General features: G+C 63.3%; 11 protein-coding genes. 7 read left to right on the top strand and 4 right to left on the bottom strand.

Annotation, left to right across the window (positions count from 1 at the left end):
• Positions 1-182: 182 nt before the first annotated feature.
• Entirely contained in the window at positions 183-950 is a 768-nt protein-coding gene (locus tag CCOS864_RS19795; RefSeq protein WP_115088002.1) for a GntR family transcriptional regulator, read from the top strand.
• A gap of 204 nt (positions 951-1,154) precedes the next feature.
• The gene (gene aqpZ / locus CCOS864_RS19790; RefSeq protein ID WP_415842462.1) at positions 1,155-1,847 is read left to right on the top strand and encodes an aquaporin Z; all 693 of its coding nucleotides are present in this window, start codon (positions 1,155-1,157) and stop codon (positions 1,845-1,847) included.
• On the opposite strand, the gene guaD is transcribed toward aqpZ, so the two are convergent.
• The 4 genes from guaD to xdhA form a co-directional block, all read right to left on the bottom strand.
• Positions 1,844-3,148 (bottom strand): guanine deaminase, encoded by a 1,305-nt coding sequence (gene guaD / locus CCOS864_RS19785; protein ID WP_115088000.1) that lies wholly within the window; start codon positions 3,146-3,148, stop codon positions 1,844-1,846. The genes aqpZ and guaD overlap by 4 nt on opposite strands.
• Before the next feature lie 10 nt (positions 3,149-3,158).
• Positions 3,159-4,004, bottom strand: coding sequence for a xanthine dehydrogenase accessory protein XdhC (gene xdhC / locus CCOS864_RS19780; RefSeq protein ID WP_115087999.1), 846 nt, complete (start codon positions 4,002-4,004; stop codon positions 3,159-3,161).
• 101 nt (positions 4,005-4,105) lie between these two features.
• Positions 4,106-6,502 (bottom strand): xanthine dehydrogenase molybdopterin binding subunit, encoded by a 2,397-nt coding sequence (xdhB, locus tag CCOS864_RS19775; RefSeq protein ID WP_115087998.1) that lies wholly within the window; start codon positions 6,500-6,502, stop codon positions 4,106-4,108.
• Positions 6,495-7,949 carry a xanthine dehydrogenase small subunit gene (gene xdhA, locus CCOS864_RS19770; protein WP_115087997.1) on the bottom strand — a complete coding sequence of 485 codons (1,455 nt, stop codon included), beginning with the start codon at positions 7,947-7,949 and terminating at the stop codon, positions 6,495-6,497. Before xdhA ends, xdhB begins: the two co-directional genes overlap by 8 nt.
• A 272-nt stretch (positions 7,950-8,221) precedes the next feature.
• Here xdhA and CCOS864_RS19765 point away from each other — a divergent pair, with 272 nt between their 5' ends.
• The 5 genes from CCOS864_RS19765 (at position 8,222) to CCOS864_RS19745 (ending at position 17,153) form a co-directional block, all read left to right on the top strand.
• A complete protein-coding gene (locus CCOS864_RS19765) occupies positions 8,222-8,881 on the top strand; it encodes a GntR family transcriptional regulator (RefSeq protein ID WP_115087996.1) in 660 nt (219 codons plus the stop codon).
• A 2-nt stretch (positions 8,882-8,883) separates the two neighbouring features.
• Positions 8,884-12,372: a chromosome segregation protein SMC gene (smc, locus tag CCOS864_RS19760; RefSeq protein WP_115087995.1), complete on the top strand. Its 3,489-nt coding sequence runs from the start codon at positions 8,884-8,886 to the stop codon at positions 12,370-12,372.
• A gap of 204 nt (positions 12,373-12,576) precedes the next feature.
• Positions 12,577-13,455: a cell division protein ZipA gene (gene zipA / locus CCOS864_RS19755; protein ID WP_115087994.1), complete on the top strand. Its 879-nt coding sequence runs from the start codon at positions 12,577-12,579 to the stop codon at positions 13,453-13,455.
• A 131-nt stretch (positions 13,456-13,586) separates the two neighbouring features.
• Entirely contained in the window at positions 13,587-15,941 is a 2,355-nt protein-coding gene (ligA, locus tag CCOS864_RS19750; protein ID WP_115087993.1) for an NAD-dependent DNA ligase LigA, read from the top strand.
• Between the two features lie 60 nt (positions 15,942-16,001).
• Positions 16,002-17,153: a zinc-binding metallopeptidase family protein gene (locus tag CCOS864_RS19745; protein WP_115087992.1), complete on the top strand. Its 1,152-nt coding sequence runs from the start codon at positions 16,002-16,004 to the stop codon at positions 17,151-17,153.
• Positions 17,154-17,170 lie beyond the last annotated feature (17 nt).

Genomic DNA, 17,170 nt, shown 5'->3' with positions numbered 1-17,170 from the left:
GTTGTGCTCAGATAATTTGCCAGTGCAGCTATAAAGGCCATCGCCACCTGCAGAAATCCCTGCGGCTGTGTACAATGTGCCAATACCTTAATCGTTTAATTTTCTTACCAGGACTTGCCATCGCCCCACTGGCTGGTATTACAGTCAGGGTCCGACTGGCGGATCTCCGTGCTCGAGTGCCCATGAACGAACAGCTGCAACCTCTCAAGAAACCAGTGCGTACCGGCAAGGCCGGTCGTAGCGGAACCCAGGACGATATCGTCTACGCGCACATTTTCGAGGCCATCCTCGAGCAGCGTCTGGCGCCGGGTACCAAGTTGAGCGAGGAAGCCCTGGGCGAGATCTTCGGCGTCAGCCGCACCATCATCCGTCGCGCCCTGTCGCGCCTGGCCCACGAAAGCGTGGTCCTGCTGCGGCCCAACCGCGGCGCGGTAGTGGCCAGCCCGACGGTCGAGGAAGCCCGCCAGGTGTTCTTCTCGCGACGCATGGTCGAGCGCGCCATCACCGAGCTTGCGGTCGAGCACGCCACTGCCGAGCAACTCAACGAACTGCGCCAGATGGTCCGCGAGGAGCGCGACAGCTTCTCCCGTGGCGATCGCGGTGCCGGTATTCGTTTGTCCGGCGAGTTCCACCTGAAACTGGCGGAAGCGGCGGGCAATGCCCCATTGATCAGCTTCCAGCGCAGCCTGGTGTCGCAAACCTCGCTGATCATCGCCCAGTATGAAAGCGGCAACCGCTCGCATTGCTCCTACGACGAGCACATGCAGCTGATCGACGCCATCGAGGCCCGTGACGTCAACCAGGCAGTGAGCCTGATGATGCACCACATGGACCACATCGACAGCAAGCTCAACCTCGATGAAGACAGCGCCTCGGATGACCTGCATGCGGTGTTCTCGCACCTGCTGCAGACCAAGAAGCGTGGTGGGATTGCACCGCTCAAGGGTTGAAAGCCAGTAACATCAAATCGCGGGGCAAGCCCGCTCCCACAGAGCTCCTGTGGGAGCGGGCTTGCCCCGCGATGCGTTTCAGGCCACTGGCAGGTTATCCAGCCTCTGCTAGATTCTCACCTGATCCACCGCAAACCTTCATCAAGCAGTTGGGCTTGCGCGCTATGCGTAGAACTTCAACTACTTGAGGACAGGTATATGTCGATGCCCCTGAGCAAACGCATGGGTGCTGAACTGATCGGGACGTTCTGGCTGGTGTTGGGTGGCTGCGGCAGTGCGGTGATCGCCGCGTCGTTCCCCATTGGCATCGGCCTGGTCGGGGTGGCCATGGCCTTCGGCCTGACCGTGCTGACCATGGCTTTCGCCATCGGCCATATTTCCGGATGCCACCTCAACCCCGCGGTGTCGGTCGGGCTGGTGGTGGGTGGGCGGTTTCCGCTCAAGGACCTGCTGCCCTACGTCATCGCCCAGGTGATCGGGGCAATTCTCGGTGCGGCGGTGATCTACTTCATTGCCAGCGGCAAGGCCGGTTTCGAGTTGTCGGCAGGGCTGGCGTCCAACGGCTATGCCGAGCATTCCCCCGGCGGTTATTCATTGGCGGCAGGCTTTGCCAGTGAAGTGGTGATGACCGCGATGTTCATCCTGATCATCATGGGCGCCACCGACAGCCGTGCCCCGGCAGGCTTTGCACCGATTGCCATCGGCCTTGCGCTGACCCTGATCCACCTGATTTCGATTCCGGTCAACAATACCTCGGTGAACCCGGCGCGCAGCACGGGCCCGGCGATTTTTGTCGGTGGCTGGGCACTGCAGCAGTTGTGGCTGTTCTGGGTGGCGCCGCTGATCGGGGCAGTGATCGGCGGCGCGCTGTACAAGGGGCTGTTCCGCGAGCCTTAGCGCTGATGCACGCAGCGCCCGGCAGCGAAGGTCTGCCTGACGGTGCGGTCATCGCCCAGGGTCATCAGCACGAACAGCGTCTCGTCGATGCTGTTCGACTGCTGGATGCGGTAGTCCATCAGCGCCGTGGCCTTGTAGTCGAGCACCAGGAAGTCGGCATCGTTGCCCGGCTGCAGGCTGCCGATGCGGTCATCCAGGCTCAGCGCCCGGGCGCCGCCCAGGGTCGCCAGGTACAGTGACTTGAACGGGCTCAGGCGCGCGCCCTGCAGTTGCATGACCTTGTAGGCTTCATTCAGGGTGTTGAGCAGCGAGAAGCTGGTACCGGCGCCCACGTCGGTGCCCAATCCGACCTTGACCTTGAACTTCTCGGCCTGCGGCAGGTTGAACAGGCCGCTGCCGAGGAACAGGTTGGAAGTCGGGCAGAAGGCCACGGCCGAACCGGTTTCGGCCAGGCGCTGGCATTCGTCGTCGCACAGGTGCACGCCGTGGGCGAACACTGAGCGCTGACCGAGCAACTTGAAGTGATCGTAGACGTCCAGGTAGCCCTTGCGCTCCGGGAACAGTTCCTTGACCCAGTCGATTTCCTTGAGGTTTTCGCTCAGGTGGGTGTGCATGTACAGGTCGGGGTATTCGCCCAGCAGCTGGCCGGCCAGGGTCAGTTGCTCCGGGGTGCTGGTCGGTGCAAAACGCGGGGTCACTGCGTAGTGCAGGCGGCCCTTACCGTGCCAGCGCTCGATCAGCGCCTTGCTCTCGATGTAGCCGGACTCGGCGGTGTCGGTCAGGTAGTCCGGGGCATTGCGGTCCATCATCACCTTGCCGGCAATCATTCGCAGGTCCAGGCGCTCGGCTTCTTCGAAGAAGGCATTGACCGATTCCGGGTGCACGCTGCCGAACACCAGGGCGGTGGTGGTGCCGTTGCGCAGCAGTTCCTCGACGAAGATCTTCGCGACCTTGTCGGCATGCGCCTTGTCGGCAAACTGCTTCTCGCAGGGGAAGGTGTAGGTGTTGAGCCAGTCCAGCAACTGCTCGCCGTAGGAACCGATCATGCCGGTCTGCGGGAAGTGGATATGGGTGTCGATAAAGCCCGGGGTGATCAGGGCATCCTGGTAATGCTCAACCTCGATGTCAGCCGCCAGGGTCGGCAGCAGGTCGCGGGCATCGCCCAGGGCGCTGATCTTGCCGTCGTCGATCAGCAGCAGGCCGTCTTCGAAATACTGATAGGAGGCTTCGACGCCTACTTCGGCAGGGTCGGCGATGCTGTGCAGGATGGCGGCACGGTAGGCTTTGCGGGTTGCGCTCATAGGGCTCTCGTCATATGGCTTGGCTGCGCCGTGACGGCGGCAGCAATTGGGCAATGGGGCCGGCGTTGACAGCGTTGTTGTGCTGGCCAAAGCTGGCGTTGTAGGTGGCAATGATTTCCGCGGCGATCGACACGGCGATCTCGATCGGCAGCTTGCCCTTGACCTCGGCGATGCCCATCGGGCAACGCATGCGTTGCAGGCGCTCCTCGGCAAAGCCGCGCTCACGCAGGCGATGCTCGAACTTGACGCGTTTGGTCTTCGAGCCGATCAGGCCGAACCAGGTGAAGTCATTGCGTTTGAGGATCGCCGCGGTCAGTTCCAGATCCAGCTGATGGTTATGGGTCATGACGATGCAGTAGCTGCCGGCGGGCAGCTCATCGACTTCATCCACCGGCTCTTCGCTGACGATCTTGCTGACCCCGGCGGGAAGGCTCTCGGGGAATTCCTGCTCGCGCGAATCGATCCAGCGCACCTTGCAGGGCAGGGCGGCGAGCAAGGGTACCAGAGCGCGGCCGACATGGCCTGCGCCGAATACGGCGATCTGCGCCTGCACCTGACCCATCGGCTCGAACAGCAGCACGGTGGCGCCACCGCAGCACTGGCCGAGGCTGGCGCCGAGGCTGAAGCGTTCCAGGTGCGGCGCTTCACGGCGCTCGGCGAGCATCTGCCGGGCGATGTGCATGGCCTTGTATTCCAGGTGGCCGCCGCCGATGGTGTCGAACAGCTGCTCGGCGCTGACGACCATTTTCGAGCCGGCATTGCGTGGCGTCGAGCCGCGTTCTTCGATGATGGTCACCAATACGCAGGGCTCGCCGCGAGATTGCAGGTCGGACAGGGCGTTGATCCAGGTGTGCATTATTCAGTTACCTCTACGGTGCCTGTTCTGGCCTCATCGCTGGCAAGCCAGCTCCCACAGTAGTCCCCCTGTAGGAGCGGGCTTGACCCGCGATAGGCGCCCTACGGAACGACTGTCTCAACCTCGGTAGCAGGCTGCTGCGCCGCCACTGCCTTGCGCATCTGCTCGCAACCCCAGAGCACCCGCTCCGGCGTCGCCGGCGCATCGATCAGCGGATGCACGCGGTAATCGCCCAGGCTCGCCACGGCATCCTTGATCGCACACCAGGCAGCGATGCCGAGCATGAACGGCGGTTCGCCCACGGCCTTGGAATGGAACACGGTGTCTTCCGGGTTCTTGCGGTTTTCCACCAGCTTGACGCGCAAATCCACCGGCATGTCGGCCACCGCCGGGATCTTGTAGCTGGCCGGGCCGTTGGTCATCAGCTTGCCCTTGGCGTTCCACACCAGCTCTTCGGTGGTCAGCCAGCCCATGCCCTGGATGAAGCCGCCCTCGACCTGGCCGATGTCGATGGCCGGGTTCAGCGAGGCACCGACGTCGTGCAGGATGTCGGTGCGCAGCATCTTGTATTCGCCGGTCAGGGTGTCGACGATGACCTCGGCACAGGCTGCACCGAAGGCGAAGTAGTAGAACGGCCGGCCACGCGCCTGGCTGCGGTCGTAGTAGATCTTCGGGGTCTTGTAGAAGCCGGTGCTCGACAGCGAGACCTGGGCGAAATAGGCCTGCTGCACCAGCGCTTCGAAACTGAGGATCTCATCGCGCACGCGCACGTGGCCGTTGCGAAACTCGACGTCTTCCTCGCTGACTTTGTATTGCCGTGCGGCGAACTCGGTCAGGCGTTTCTTGAGGATCTCGGCCGCATTCTGCGCCGCCTTGCCGTTCAGGTCGGCGCCGCTGGAGGCGGCAGTCGGCGAAGTGTTGGGTACCTTGTCGGTGTTGGTCGCAGTGATCTGGATGCGCTGGAAATCAACCTGGAACACTTCAGCCACCACCTGGGCCACCTTGGTGTTCAGGCCCTGGCCCATCTCGGTGCCACCGTGGTTCAGGTGAATGCTGCCGTCGGTGTAGATGTGCACGAGGGCGCCGGCCTGGTTGAGGAAGCTGGCGGTGAACGAGATGCCGAATTTCACCGGGGTCAGCGCCAGGCCTTTTTTCAGGATCGGGCTGTTGGCGTTGAAGCGGCGGATCGATTCGCGACGCTCGGCGTAATCACTGCTGGCTTCAAGCTCGGCGGTGATCTCTTCGAGCATGTTGTGCTCGACGGTCTGGTAGTAGTGGGTGACGTTGCGCTCGGTCTTGCCGTAGTAGTTGGCCTTGCGCACCGCCAGCGGATCGAGGGCCAGGTGGCGGGCGATATGGTCCATCACCTCCTCGATGGCGACCATGCCCTGCGGGCCGCCAAAGCCGCGGTAGGCGGTGTTCGAGGCGGTATTGGTCTTGCAACGGTGGCCATGGATGGTGGCGTCGCCCAGGTAGTAGGCGTTGTCGGCGTGGAACATGGCGCGGTCGACGATCGAGGCCGAGAGGTCCGGCGAGCAACCGCAGTTGCCGGCCAGGTCGAAGTTGATGCCGTGCAGGCGGCCGTTGTCATCGAAGCCGACGTCGTACTCGATGTAGAACGGGTGACGTTTGCCGGTCATCAGCATGTCTTCGACCCGCGGCAGGCGCATCTTGGTCGGCTGGCCGGTGAGGTGCGCGATCACTGCGCACAGGCAGGCGGGGCTGGCCGCCTGGGTTTCCTTGCCGCCGAAACCACCGCCCATGCGGCGCATGTCAACGACGATCTTGTTCATTGGCACGTCGAGGACTTCGGCCACCAGCTTCTGCACTTCGGTGGGGTTCTGGGTCGAGCAGTAGACGATCATTCCGCCGTCTTCGGTGGGCATCACCGAGGAGATCTGGGTTTCCAGGTAGAAGTGCTCCTGGCCGCCGATGTGCAGGGTGCCCTGCAGGCGATGCGGGGCGCTGGCCAGGGCGCTGACCGAGTCGCCACGCTGGTGGGTGTGGCTGTCGAGCACGAAGTGTTTCTTGCGCAGCGCCTCGACCACATCCAGCACCGGTTCCAGGTCTTCATATTCGATGATCGCGGCCATGGCTGCGCGGCGCGCGGTATCGAGGTCGCGGGCGGCGACGGCAACCACCGGCTGGCCGACGAACTCGACGGTGTCGATGGCCAGCAGCGGGTCGCCGGGCAGCAGCGGGCCGATGTCCTTGAGGCCCGGCACGTCTTCATGGGTGATGGCGATGCGCACGCCCTCGAAGGCGTAGCAGGGGCTGGTGTCGATGCTCAATACCCGGGCGTGGGCGCGGTCGGACAGGCGCGCATACACGTGCAGCTGGTTGGGAAATTCCAGGCGGTCATCGATGTACACCGCTTCGCCTGACACATGCTTGTCGGCGCTGTCGTGCTTGAGGCTGCGACCGACCCCGGTGGTCAGGTCCTGGCTGAACAGTTCGGCCAGCTCTGCCTGGCTTTTGGCGACGTGATGGTTAGACATAAGCGGTCACCCGAGTCTCGATGTGCGGCGTTTGTAGTTCAATGAAGTATTTGCGCAGCAGGTTCTGCGCGCTGAGCAGGCGGTATTCCTTGCTCGCGCGAAAATCCGAGAGTGGCGTGAAGTCCTCGGCCAGGGCCTGGCAGGCGCGCTCGATGCTGGCCTGGTTCCAGGCCTTGCCAACCAGTGCCGCTTCGCAGGCGCGGGCCCGTTTCGGGATCGCCGCCATGCCGCCGAAGGCAATGCGCGCAGCCTCGACCACGCCGTTGCTGATGCGCAGGTTGAATGCCGCGCACACCGCCGAGATATCGTCGTCCAGGCGCTTGGACACCTTGTAGGCGCGGAACGCCCAGTCGGCACGGGCCCGTGGCACGATGATCTTCTCGATGAACTCGCTTTCCTGGCGCGCGGTGATGCGGTAGTCGATGAAGTAGTCTTCCAGCGCCAGGGTGCGGGTGCTTTCACCTTTGCGCAGAACGATCTGCGCATCCAGGGCAATCAGCAGGGGTGGCGAGTCACCGATCGGCGAGGCGTTGCCGATGTTGCCGCCAAGGGTGCCCTGGTTACGGATCTGCAGCGAGGCGAAACGGTGCAGCAGCTCGCCGAAATCCGGGTACTCGGCGCTCAGGGCGTCGTAGCAATCGGTCAGCGGCGTTGCGGCGCCGATTTCCAGGTACTGGCCTTGAGTCTCGATGCGCTTGAGTTCGGCGACGTTGCCGACATAGATCATCACCGGCAGGGTCTTGTGGAACTGGGTGACTTCCAGCGCCAGGTCGGTGCCGCCGGCCAGCAACCGGGCTTCGGGGTGCGAGCCGTAGAGTTCGGCCAGATCGGCCACGGTCAGCGGCACCAGGCAGCGCTTGTCGCCGCTGTTGAGCTCACCGGTTTCACCCGGCGCGATGGCCTTGAGGCGGGCGATGGTCTGGGCTTCGCTGCTGTCGAACTGATCAGGCTTGGCCTGGCAGCAGGACTGCTCGGCGGCGGCCAGGATCGGCCGGTAACCGGTGCAGCGGCAGAGGTTGCCGGCCAGGGCTTCCTGGGCCTTGTGCAGATCGGGTGCATCGCTGTTCTTTTGCAGGGCGAACAGTGACATGACAAAGCCCGGGGTGCAGAAGCCGCATTGCGAGCCGTGGCAATCGGCCATGGCCTGCTGCACGCTGTGCAGTTTGCCCTGGTGCTTGAGGCCTTCGACGCTGATCAGTTGTTTGCCGTGCAGCGAGGAGACGAACGTCAGGCACGAGTTGAGGCTGCGGTAGCGGATGTGCTCGCGGCCGTCCTCGCCCTGGGCCAGCTCGCCGACCACCACGGTGCAGGCGCCACAATCGCCGCTGGCGCAGCCTTCCTTGGTACCGGACTTGCCCAGGTGTTCACGAAGATACTCGAGCACGGTCAGGTTGGGGTCCAGGGCATGCTCACTGCGCAGCTCCTGGTTAAGTAGAAACTGGATCACGGGAAGGCCTCACAAGCGACTTATTGTTGTTGAGCGGACTGTAAGCAGACTTGATTTTCAGGTCAACATTTTTCTGACCTTCGGGTCAGGAAATTTCTCGTGGCGCTTCCGCCCTTTCACAGGTGCTCTGTTATGAGCATAGTTGGCTCTGTGGGATCCGAATCTTTTGCGCCAATCGTGCCAACTTCTGCTATATGGCCACTGCGCGGCGCGGGGGCAAGTGCGCTACAATTCGGCGCTTGTGCACAGTTCAATGATTTTGAAGGAAAACCATGACGTTCAAGGCGCCGGACAGCCTCTCCGAGCAAATTGCCCATTACCTGGCCGAGCGGATCATCCGCGGCGAGCTCAAGCCTGCCGAACGTATCCAGGAGCAGAAGGTTACCCAGGCGTTGAATGTCAGCCGTGGTTCGGTGCGCGAGGCGCTGCTGATCCTCGAACGCCGCCATCTGGTGACCATCCTGCCGCGTCGTGGTGCCCACGTGACCGAGCTCGACGAGCACAACGTGCGCAGCCTGTGCACGTTGATGGGCGAGCTGTACACCTTGCTCGGCAACGCCGTGGCACAGCACTGGCGCAATGACGCTGACCTGCTGCCGTTCCTCAAGATCCAGCAGCGACTGACCAGCGCTTTTGAGCGTCAGGACATCCGTACCTTCGTCGAAGACAGCTTCGCGGTGATGCGCGCTGCCTATCCGTTCGCCGACAACCCCTACTTGCAGGAAACCGTCGAGAACCTGCAGCCGGCCATGAGTCGTGCCTATTACCTGGCACTGGACCAGCGCAAGGCCAATATGAACGACTTCCTGGTGCTGTTTGCCAACCTGCTCGAGGCCGTGGTGGCCCGTGACCAGCTGCGCATCCGCACGGTGCTGGCCGAGTACTGCCAGCGCAGCTGCGAGCTGGTGCTGGCGGCGCTGGCGACTGCCTGAGCATGCGCTTAAAGTGCATTCGCCTGGCCGGGTTCAAGTCGTTCGTCGACCCAACCACGGTCAACTTCCCCAGCAACATGGCGGCCGTGGTCGGGCCCAACGGCTGCGGCAAGTCCAACATCATCGATGCGGTGCGCTGGGTGATGGGCGAAAGCTCGGCCAAAAACCTGCGTGGCGAGTCGATGACCGACGTCATCTTCAACGGCTCGACCAGCCGCAAGCCGGTGAGCCAGGCCAGCATCGAGCTGGTGTTCGATAACTCCGACAGTACCCTGGTCGGTGAATACGCGGCTTATGCGGAAATTTCCATTCGCCGCAAGGTGACCCGCGACGGGCAGAACACCTATTACCTCAACGGCGCCAAATGCCGGCGCCGGGACATTACCGATATCTTCCTCGGCACCGGCCTGGGCCCGCGCAGCTACTCGATCATCGAGCAGGGGATGATCTCCAAGCTGATCGAAGCCAAGCCCGAAGACCTGCGCAACTTCATCGAAGAAGCGGCGGGTATCTCCAAGTACAAGGAGCGCCGGCGCGAGACCGAGAACCGCATCCGCCGCACCCACGAGAACCTCGAGCGCCTGACCGACCTGCGCGAAGAGCTGGAGCGCCAGCTCGAACGCCTGCACCGCCAGGCCCAGGCCGCCGAGAAGTACAAGGAATACAAAGCCGAAGAGCGTCAGCTCAAGGCGCAACTGGCGGCCCTGCGCTGGCAGGCCCTGAACGATCAGGTGGGCCAGCGCGAAGCGGTGATCGGCGACCAGGAAGTCGCCTTCGAGGCGCTGGTGGCCGAACAGCGCAATGCCGATGCCAGCATCGAGCGCCTGCGTGATGGCCACCATGAGCTGTCCGAGCGTTTCAACCTGGTGCAGGGGCGCTTCTATTCGGTCGGCGGCGATATCGCCCGGGTCGAGCAAAGTATCCAGCACGGTCAGCAACGGCTGCGCCAGTTGCAGGATGACCTGAAAGAGTCCGAGCGCGCGCGGCTCGAAACCGAATCGCACCTGGGCCACGACCGTACGATGCTCGCCACCCTGGGTGAAGAGCTTGAAATGCTCGAGCCCGAGCAGGAGATGACCCTGGCCGCCGCCGAAGAGGCCGCCGCCACCCTGGAAGATGCCGAAACCACCATGCACGGCTGGCAGGAGCAGTGGGACAGTTTCAACACCCGCTCGGCCGAGCCGCGGCGCCAGGCCGAAGTGCAGCAGGCGCGTATCCAGCAGCTGGAAACCAGCCTCGAGCGCCTGGCCGAGCGCCAGCGCAAGCTCGGCGAAGAGCGCGATCAGCTCAGTGCCGACCCGGAAGACGCAGCAATCCTTGAACTGGGCGAGCAACTGGCGACCAGCGAAATGCTGCTCGAAGCGCTACAGACAGACGAGCTGCAGGTGGTCGAGCAGCTCGAAGCCCTGCGTGATCAATTGCAGCAGGCCGTTCAGGCCCAGCAACAAGCCCAGGGCGAGTTGCAGCGCCTGGGCGGTCGCCTGGCTTCGCTCGAAGCCCTGCAGCAAGCGGCGCTCGACCCCGGCACCGGCACTGCGCAATGGCTGCGTGAGCAAGGTCTGGCACAGCGTCCGCGCCTGGCCGAAGGCTTGCGCGTTGAGCCAGGTTGGGAGCTGGCGGTGGAAACCGTGCTTGGCGCCGATCTGCAGGCAGTAGTGGTCGACGATTTCAACGGGCTGGACCTGGGCGCCTTCGAACAGGGCGAACTGCGCCTGCTCGACAGCCGTGGCGAAGGCGTGCGCATTCCCGGCAGCCTGCTCGACAAGGTCGAAGGGCGCATCGATCTGGCGCCCTGGCTCGGCCAGGTCAAACCGGTAGACAGCCTCGAACAGGCCCTGGCCCTGCGCGCTCAGTTGGCAGACGGGCAAAGCCTGATCAGCCGGGACGGTTACTGGGTTGGCCGGCACTTTTTGCGCGTCAGCCGTGCCAGCGATGCCCAGGGTGGCGTACTGGCCCGCGGCCAGGAGCTGGAGCGCCTGGGCCAAGAGCTGCAAGAACATGAAGCCGCATTGGAGCTGCTGGAAGCCAGGCTGCAGGAGCAGCGCGAACAGCAGCAGCAACTCGAAGAGCGCCGCGAGCAACTGCGCCGCCGCGCCCAGGACGAAGCCCGCCAGCAAAGCGAACTCAACGCCAGGCTCTCGGCCGGCAAGGCCCGCGCCGAGCAGTTGAGCCTGCGCCGCCAGCGTCTGGAAGAAGAGCTTGCCGAGCTGCTTGAGCAGCGCAGCATCGAACACGAAAACCTCGGCGAGTCGCGCCTGCAACTGCAGGAAGCCCTCGACCTGATGGCCCAGGACACCGAGCAGCGCGAGTTGCTCCTGGCCCAGCGCGACAGCCTGCGCGAGCGCCTCGACCGGGTGCGCCAGGAGGCCCGTCAGCACAAGGATCACGCCCACCAGTTGGCTGTGCGCCTGGGCTCGTTAAAGGCCCAGCACGATTCTACCCGCCAGGCCCTGGAGCGCCTGGAGCTGCAGTCCGAGCGCCTGAGCGAGAAGCGCGAACAGCTGACCCTGAACCTGGAGGAGGGCGAGGCGCCGCTGGAAGAGCTGCGCCTCAAGCTCGAAGAGCTGCTGGAAAAACGCATGAGCGTCGATGACGAGATGCGTCAGGCGCGCCTGCACATGGACGAAGCCGACCGCGAGCTGCGCGACGCCGAGAAGCGCCGCACCCAGGCCGAACAGCAGTCGCAGCTGCTGCGTGGCCAATTGGAGCAACACCGCCTGGAATGGCAAGGGTTGAGCGTGCGGCGCAAAACCCTGCAGGAGCAGTTGCACGCCGATGGCTACGACCTCGACGGGGTACTGGCGACCCTGGGCGAACAGGCCAGCGAGGAGGAAGCCGAACAGGAGCTCGAGCGCATCGACGCGCGTATCCAGCGCCTGGGGGCGATCAACCTGGCGGCCATCGACGAGTATCAGCAGCAGTCCGAACGCAAGCGCTACCTGGATGCCCAGGACGCCGACCTGGTCGAAGCCCTGGACACCCTCGAGAACGTCATTCGCAAGATCGACAAGGAAACCCGCAACCGCTTCAAGGATACCTTTGATCAGATAAATGCCGGATTACAGGCACTTTTCCCAAAAGTTTTCGGTGGCGGCAGCGCTTACCTGGAACTGACGGGCGAAGATCTACTCGATACAGGGGTGACAATCATGGCGCGGCCACCGGGCAAGAAGAACAGCACCATTCACCTGCTCTCGGGCGGTGAGAAAGCGCTGACCGCCCTGGCCCTGGTATTTGCCATTTTCAAGTTGAACCCGGCACCGTTCTGCATGCTCGATGAAGTCGATGCGCCGTTGGACGATGCCAACGTCGGGCGTTACGCCCGGCTGGTGAAGGAGATGAGCCAGACGGTGCAGTTCATCTATATCACCCACAACAAGATCGCCATGGAAATGGCTGATCAACTCATGGGCGTGACCATGCATGAACCGGGTTGTTCACGGCTGGTGGCGGTGGATGTGGAGGAGGCGATGGCCATGGTCGACGCCTGATTCGAGGCAATAAGGCGTGAACCTGCGGTAAATGGCCCTGTCAGTTGCGACAGACGGTGTAAAGTTATCTTTGGTCGTGCTAGCTTAATGTCACTTATTTTTTTGCGTGGGTAAAACGCCTGTCAGAACATAGAGTTGGCGCCACGTTTTAAAGGGGTTTAAACCCTTTATTTTTCAGCATTTTTTACAGAGGCACGGGATTACATGGAAATCGGTCTGCGCGAGTGGCTGATCGTCATCGGCATTATTGTCATTGCCGGTATTCTTTTTGACGGCTGGCGCCGCATGCGCGGCGGCAAGGGCAAGTTGAAATTCCGTCTGGACCGCAGCTTTTCCAACCTGCCGGACGATGACAGCAGCAGTGGTGGCACCGAAGTGATCGGCGAGCCCCGCGTGCTCGATAACCACAAAGAGCCTGCGCTGGACGAGCACGATCTGCCGTCGATGAGTGCCGGGCGTGACCGTGAGCGTGAACCCAAGGTCGGCAAGAACAAGCGCAACAAGCGCGGCAACGAGCCCCAGCAGGGCGACCTGAACCTGGCCGCCGAACCGCGTGAGCCTGATCTGTTCGGCAATGCCGACGATGACTTCCCGGACGAAAGCCCGAAAACCAGCGGCTACGGTTCTGTGCCGGACAAAGACCTGCCACCGGTTGAAGAAGTACTGGTGATCAGTGTGATTTCCCGCGATGAAGGTGGCTTCAAGGGCCCGGCATTGCTGCAGAACATCCTTGAAAGCGGCCTGCGTTTCGGTGAAATGGACATCTTCCACCGTCACGAAAGCATGGCCGGTAACGGCGAAGTACTGTTCTCGATGGCTAACGCGGTCAAGCCGGGCGTGTTCGACCTCGATGACATCGACCACTTCAGCACCCGTGCGGTGAGCTTCTTCCTCGGTCTGCCAGGCCCGCGTCATCCCAAGCAGGCCTTCGACGTGATGGTGGCGGCAGCGCGCAAGCTGGCCCACGAACTCAACGGCGAGCTCAAGGATGACCAGCGCAGTGTGATGACCGCGCAAACCATCGAGCACTACCGCCAGCGCATCGTCGAGTTCGAGCGCCGGGCGTTGACCCAGAAACGTTAAGAGCATCGCCGGCAAGGCCGGCTCCCACTGTGGGAGCCGGCCTTGCCGGCGATGAAGACGCAACTGATAGTTCAGACATGCCCCAAAGAGCAGCCACGGCTGCTCTTTTGCTTTGCAAGAGATTACACACCATGACCGCCGAATCCCGAATTCTTGAACTGCGTGCCGAGCTCGATCAGCACAACTACCGCTACTACGTGCTCGATGAGCCGAGCGTGCCTGACGCCGAATACGATCGCCTGTTCAACGAACTCAAGGCCCTGGAAGCCGAACACCCGGAGCTGGTGACCGCTGACTCGCCGACCCAGCGCGTCGGTGGCTCGGCGCTGTCGGCGTTCAGCCAGGTACGCCACGAAGTGCCGATGCTCAGCCTCGGGAATGCCTTCGAGGAAAACGACCTGCGTGAATTCGACCGCCGTGTGGTTGAAGGCCTGGACCTGCCGGCCGGCGATCTGTTCGGCAACGGCGCCGCAGTTGATTACAGCTGCGAACCCAAGCTCGACGGCCTTGCGGTCAGCCTGCTGTACCGCGACGGCCAACTGGTGCAGGGCGCAACCCGTGGCGACGGCACCACGGGTGAAGACATCAGCGTCAACGTGCGCACCGTGCGCAACATCCCGCTCAAGTTGCAGGGCGAGGGTTGGCCGGCGGTGCTGGAGGTGCGTGGCGAGGTGTACATGTCCAAGGCCGGATTCGAGCGCCTCAACCGGTCGCAGATCGAGGCCGGCGGCAAGACCTTCGCCAACCCGCGCAACGCCGCTGCCGGCAGCCTGCGCCAGCTGGACTCGAAGATCACCGCCAGCCGCCCGCTGGAATTCTGCTGCTACGGCGTCGGCCAGGTCTCGGCGCCGATTGCGGACAGCCATATCGGCACCCTGGAGCAGCTCAAGGCCTGGGGCATGCCGATCAGCCGCGAGTTGCGCCATGCCGCCGGCGTGGCTGAATGCCTGGAGTACTACCGCGACATCGGCGCACGGCGCAACGACCTGCCTTACGAGATCGATGGCGTGGTGTTCAAGGTCAACAGCCTCGCCTCCCAGCGCGAGTTGGGCTTCCGGGCCCGTGAGCCGCGCTGGGCGATTGCCCACAAGTTCCCCGCCATGGAAGAGCTGACCGAAGTGCTGGATGTCGAGTTCCAGGTCGGTCGTACCGGTGCGGTAACCCCCGTGGCCCGGCTCAAGCCGGTCAAGGTCGCCGGTGTGACCGTGTCCAACGCCACTTTGCACAACATGGACGAAGTGGCGCGCCTGGGCTTGATGATCGGCGACATGGTCATCATCCGCCGCGCCGGTGATGTAATTCCGCAGGTGATGCAGGTGGTCACCGAGCGCCGTCCCGAGGATGCGCGCCCTGTGCACATCCCCACCGAGTGCCCGGTATGCGGCTCGCAGGTCGAGCGCACCCAGCTGGTCAAGCGCAGCAAAGGCAAGGAGACCGTCAGCGAAGGCGCCGTGTACCGCTGCGTCGGCCGCCTGGCCTGCGCCGCCCAGCTCAAGCAGGCGATTATCCACTATGTTTCGCGCCGGGCCATGGACATTGAAGGGCTGGGCGAGAAGAGCGTCGAGCAACTGGTGGATGAAGGCCTGATCCGTTCACCGGCCGACCTGTACCAGCTGACCTTCGAGCAGATCGTCGACCTTGAAGGGTTTGCCGAGCTGTCGAGCAACAACCTGCTGGCAGCGATCGAAGCCAGCAAGAAGCCCGGCCTGGCGCGCTTTATCTATGCGCTCGGCATTCCTGATGTGGGCGAGGAGACGGCCAAGGTCCTGGCCCGTTCCCTGGGCTCGTTGCAGCGGGTCATGGCAGCCTTGCCGCAGGTGCTGACCTACCTGCCGGATATCGGCCTGGAAGTCGCTCACGAGATCCATAGCTTTTTTGAAGACGAACACAACCGGACGGTGATCGCCCAACTGCTCGAGCGCGGCCTGCAGTTGCAGGACGAAGGTGAGCTGAGCGCCGAATTCGCTGCCAGCACCACGCTGGCCGGGTTGATTGCCAAGCTGGATATTCCTTCGGTCGGGCCGACCGGCGCCGAGAAACTGGTGGCCAAGCTCGACAGCCTGGAGAAGATCATCGCTGCCGACGGCATCGACCTGCGCCAGGCCCTGGCAGCCAAGCCGGCCGAAGCGGTGCGTGCGTACTTCCAAGTGACGGAGAACGCTGCCCTGGCCCTGGCCATCGAAGCGCAGCTGCGCGACTTCGGCATGCACTGGTCGAGCGAGAAGAAAGTCGCCGAAGGCTTGCCCCTGGCCGGCCAGACCTGGGTGCTGACCGGCTCGCTGGAGCGCATGAGCCGCGATGTAGCCAAGGACAAGCTGGAAAGCCTCGGGGCCAAGGTGGCCGGTTCCGTGTCGGCTAAAACCCACTGCGTGGTCGCCGGCCCCGGTGCCGGTTCCAAGCTGGCCAAGGCCAATGACCTGGGCCTGAAGGTGCTGGATGAAGATGCCTTCGTCGGCTTCCTGGCCGGTCACGGCATCGAGGTGTAAACACGGCACTCGCAGCGGTCGCCATGGTCTAGTCTTGGCAAGCAGCCAGGAGGGATCGCCATGTACCGTTTTTTCGAACAGCTGGGCGCCAGGATCGCGGCGCCCTTTGTCAGCCAGCAGCAGCGCCCGGATCGGGTCTGGCAGTGCCAATGCGGGCAGTCGGTGTTCTTTCGCAACAGCCAGTGCCTGGCCTGCCAATCGGCGCTGGGCTACTGGCCGCCGAGCAACCGGGTGGCGAGCCTCTTGCCCGGGCCTGCTGCGCGGCTCTGGCTGCTCGATGGCGAGCCTGAGGCCGGGCCGCTGCGGCGTTGCGCCAACCTCGATACCCCGGCTGCCTGCAACTGGCTGTTGGCCGACCGCGAGCCGGATAGCCTGTGCCTGGCCTGTCGCCTGAACCGGACCATTCCGGACCTTTCCATCGCTGACAACCACCTACGCTGGCGCAAGCTGGAAACCGCCAAGCGCCGGCTGACCGCGCAGCTGTTGCACCTGGGCTTGCCGGTGGAGCCGAAAGGCGAGGAGGGTGGCCCGGGCCTTGCGTTCGATTTCATCGGCGTCGATCTTGAGGGCAACGCACCAGTGACCGGTCATGCCAATGGCCTGATCACCCTCGATGTGCGCGAGGCCGATGATGACTGGCGCGAGCGGGTGCGGGTGCAACTGCACGAACCCTATCGCACCTTGCTGGGCCACCTGCGTCATGAAGTCGGTCACTACTATTGGGACCGTTTGATTGCCGACAGCCATTGGCTCGACGGCTTTCGCGACCTGTTCGGTGACGAGCGCGAAAGCTACAGCGAGGCATTGGAGCGCCACTACCAGCAAGGTGCGCCGAGCGACTGGGCCGCAGCTCATGTCAGTGCCTACGCGACCATGCACCCGTGGGAAGACTGGGCCGAAACCTGGGCGCATTACCTGCACATGACCGATGCCGTCGACACCGCGCTGGCATTGGGCATGAATGCCAGCAGCCTGGAGCTGGACTTCCCGCCTTTCACCCGTGAAGACCTGTACCGCCCGGATGACCCCGGGGCAAAAGACTTTCTCGCCTTTATCAATGCCTGGGTCGAGCTGTCAGCGATGCTCAATGAGTTGTCGCGCAGCATGGGCCAGGTGGATTTCTATCCGTTTGTGCTGCCGTCGGCGGTGGTGGCCAAATTGCACTTCATTCATCTGCGCATTGCCGACTGTCAACTGGCGCCGGTGGCATAGCTATGTAGTGCAGCTGC

Origin of the sequence: Pseudomonas wadenswilerensis (assembly GCF_900497695.1) — a bacterium.
Classification (GTDB): Bacteria; Pseudomonadota; Gammaproteobacteria; order Pseudomonadales; family Pseudomonadaceae; genus Aquipseudomonas; species Aquipseudomonas wadenswilerensis.
The sequence above is the reverse complement of the archived record's forward strand: the minus strand, read 5'-3'. Positions and strand labels throughout refer to the sequence as shown.

Coding starts and splice junctions, on each gene's coding strand:
- CCOS864_RS19795 (WP_115088002.1), top strand. CDS start 183: ATGAACGAACAGCTGCAACCTCTCAAGAAACCAGTGCGTACCGGCAAG.
- aqpZ (WP_415842462.1), top strand. CDS start 1,155: ATGCCCCTGAGCAAACGCATGGGTGCTGAACTGATCGGGACGTTCTGG.
- guaD (WP_115088000.1), bottom strand. CDS start 3,148: ATGAGCGCAACCCGCAAAGCCTACCGTGCCGCCATCCTGCACAGCATC.
- xdhC (WP_115087999.1), bottom strand. CDS start 4,004: ATGCACACCTGGATCAACGCCCTGTCCGACCTGCAATCTCGCGGCGAG.
- xdhB (WP_115087998.1), bottom strand. CDS start 6,502: ATGTCTAACCATCACGTCGCCAAAAGCCAGGCAGAGCTGGCCGAACTG.
- CCOS864_RS19765 (WP_115087996.1), top strand. CDS start 8,222: ATGACGTTCAAGGCGCCGGACAGCCTCTCCGAGCAAATTGCCCATTAC.
- smc (WP_115087995.1), top strand. CDS start 8,884: ATGCGCTTAAAGTGCATTCGCCTGGCCGGGTTCAAGTCGTTCGTCGAC.
- zipA (WP_115087994.1), top strand. CDS start 12,577: ATGGAAATCGGTCTGCGCGAGTGGCTGATCGTCATCGGCATTATTGTC.
- ligA (WP_115087993.1), top strand. CDS start 13,587: ATGACCGCCGAATCCCGAATTCTTGAACTGCGTGCCGAGCTCGATCAG.
- CCOS864_RS19745 (WP_115087992.1), top strand. CDS start 16,002: ATGTACCGTTTTTTCGAACAGCTGGGCGCCAGGATCGCGGCGCCCTTT.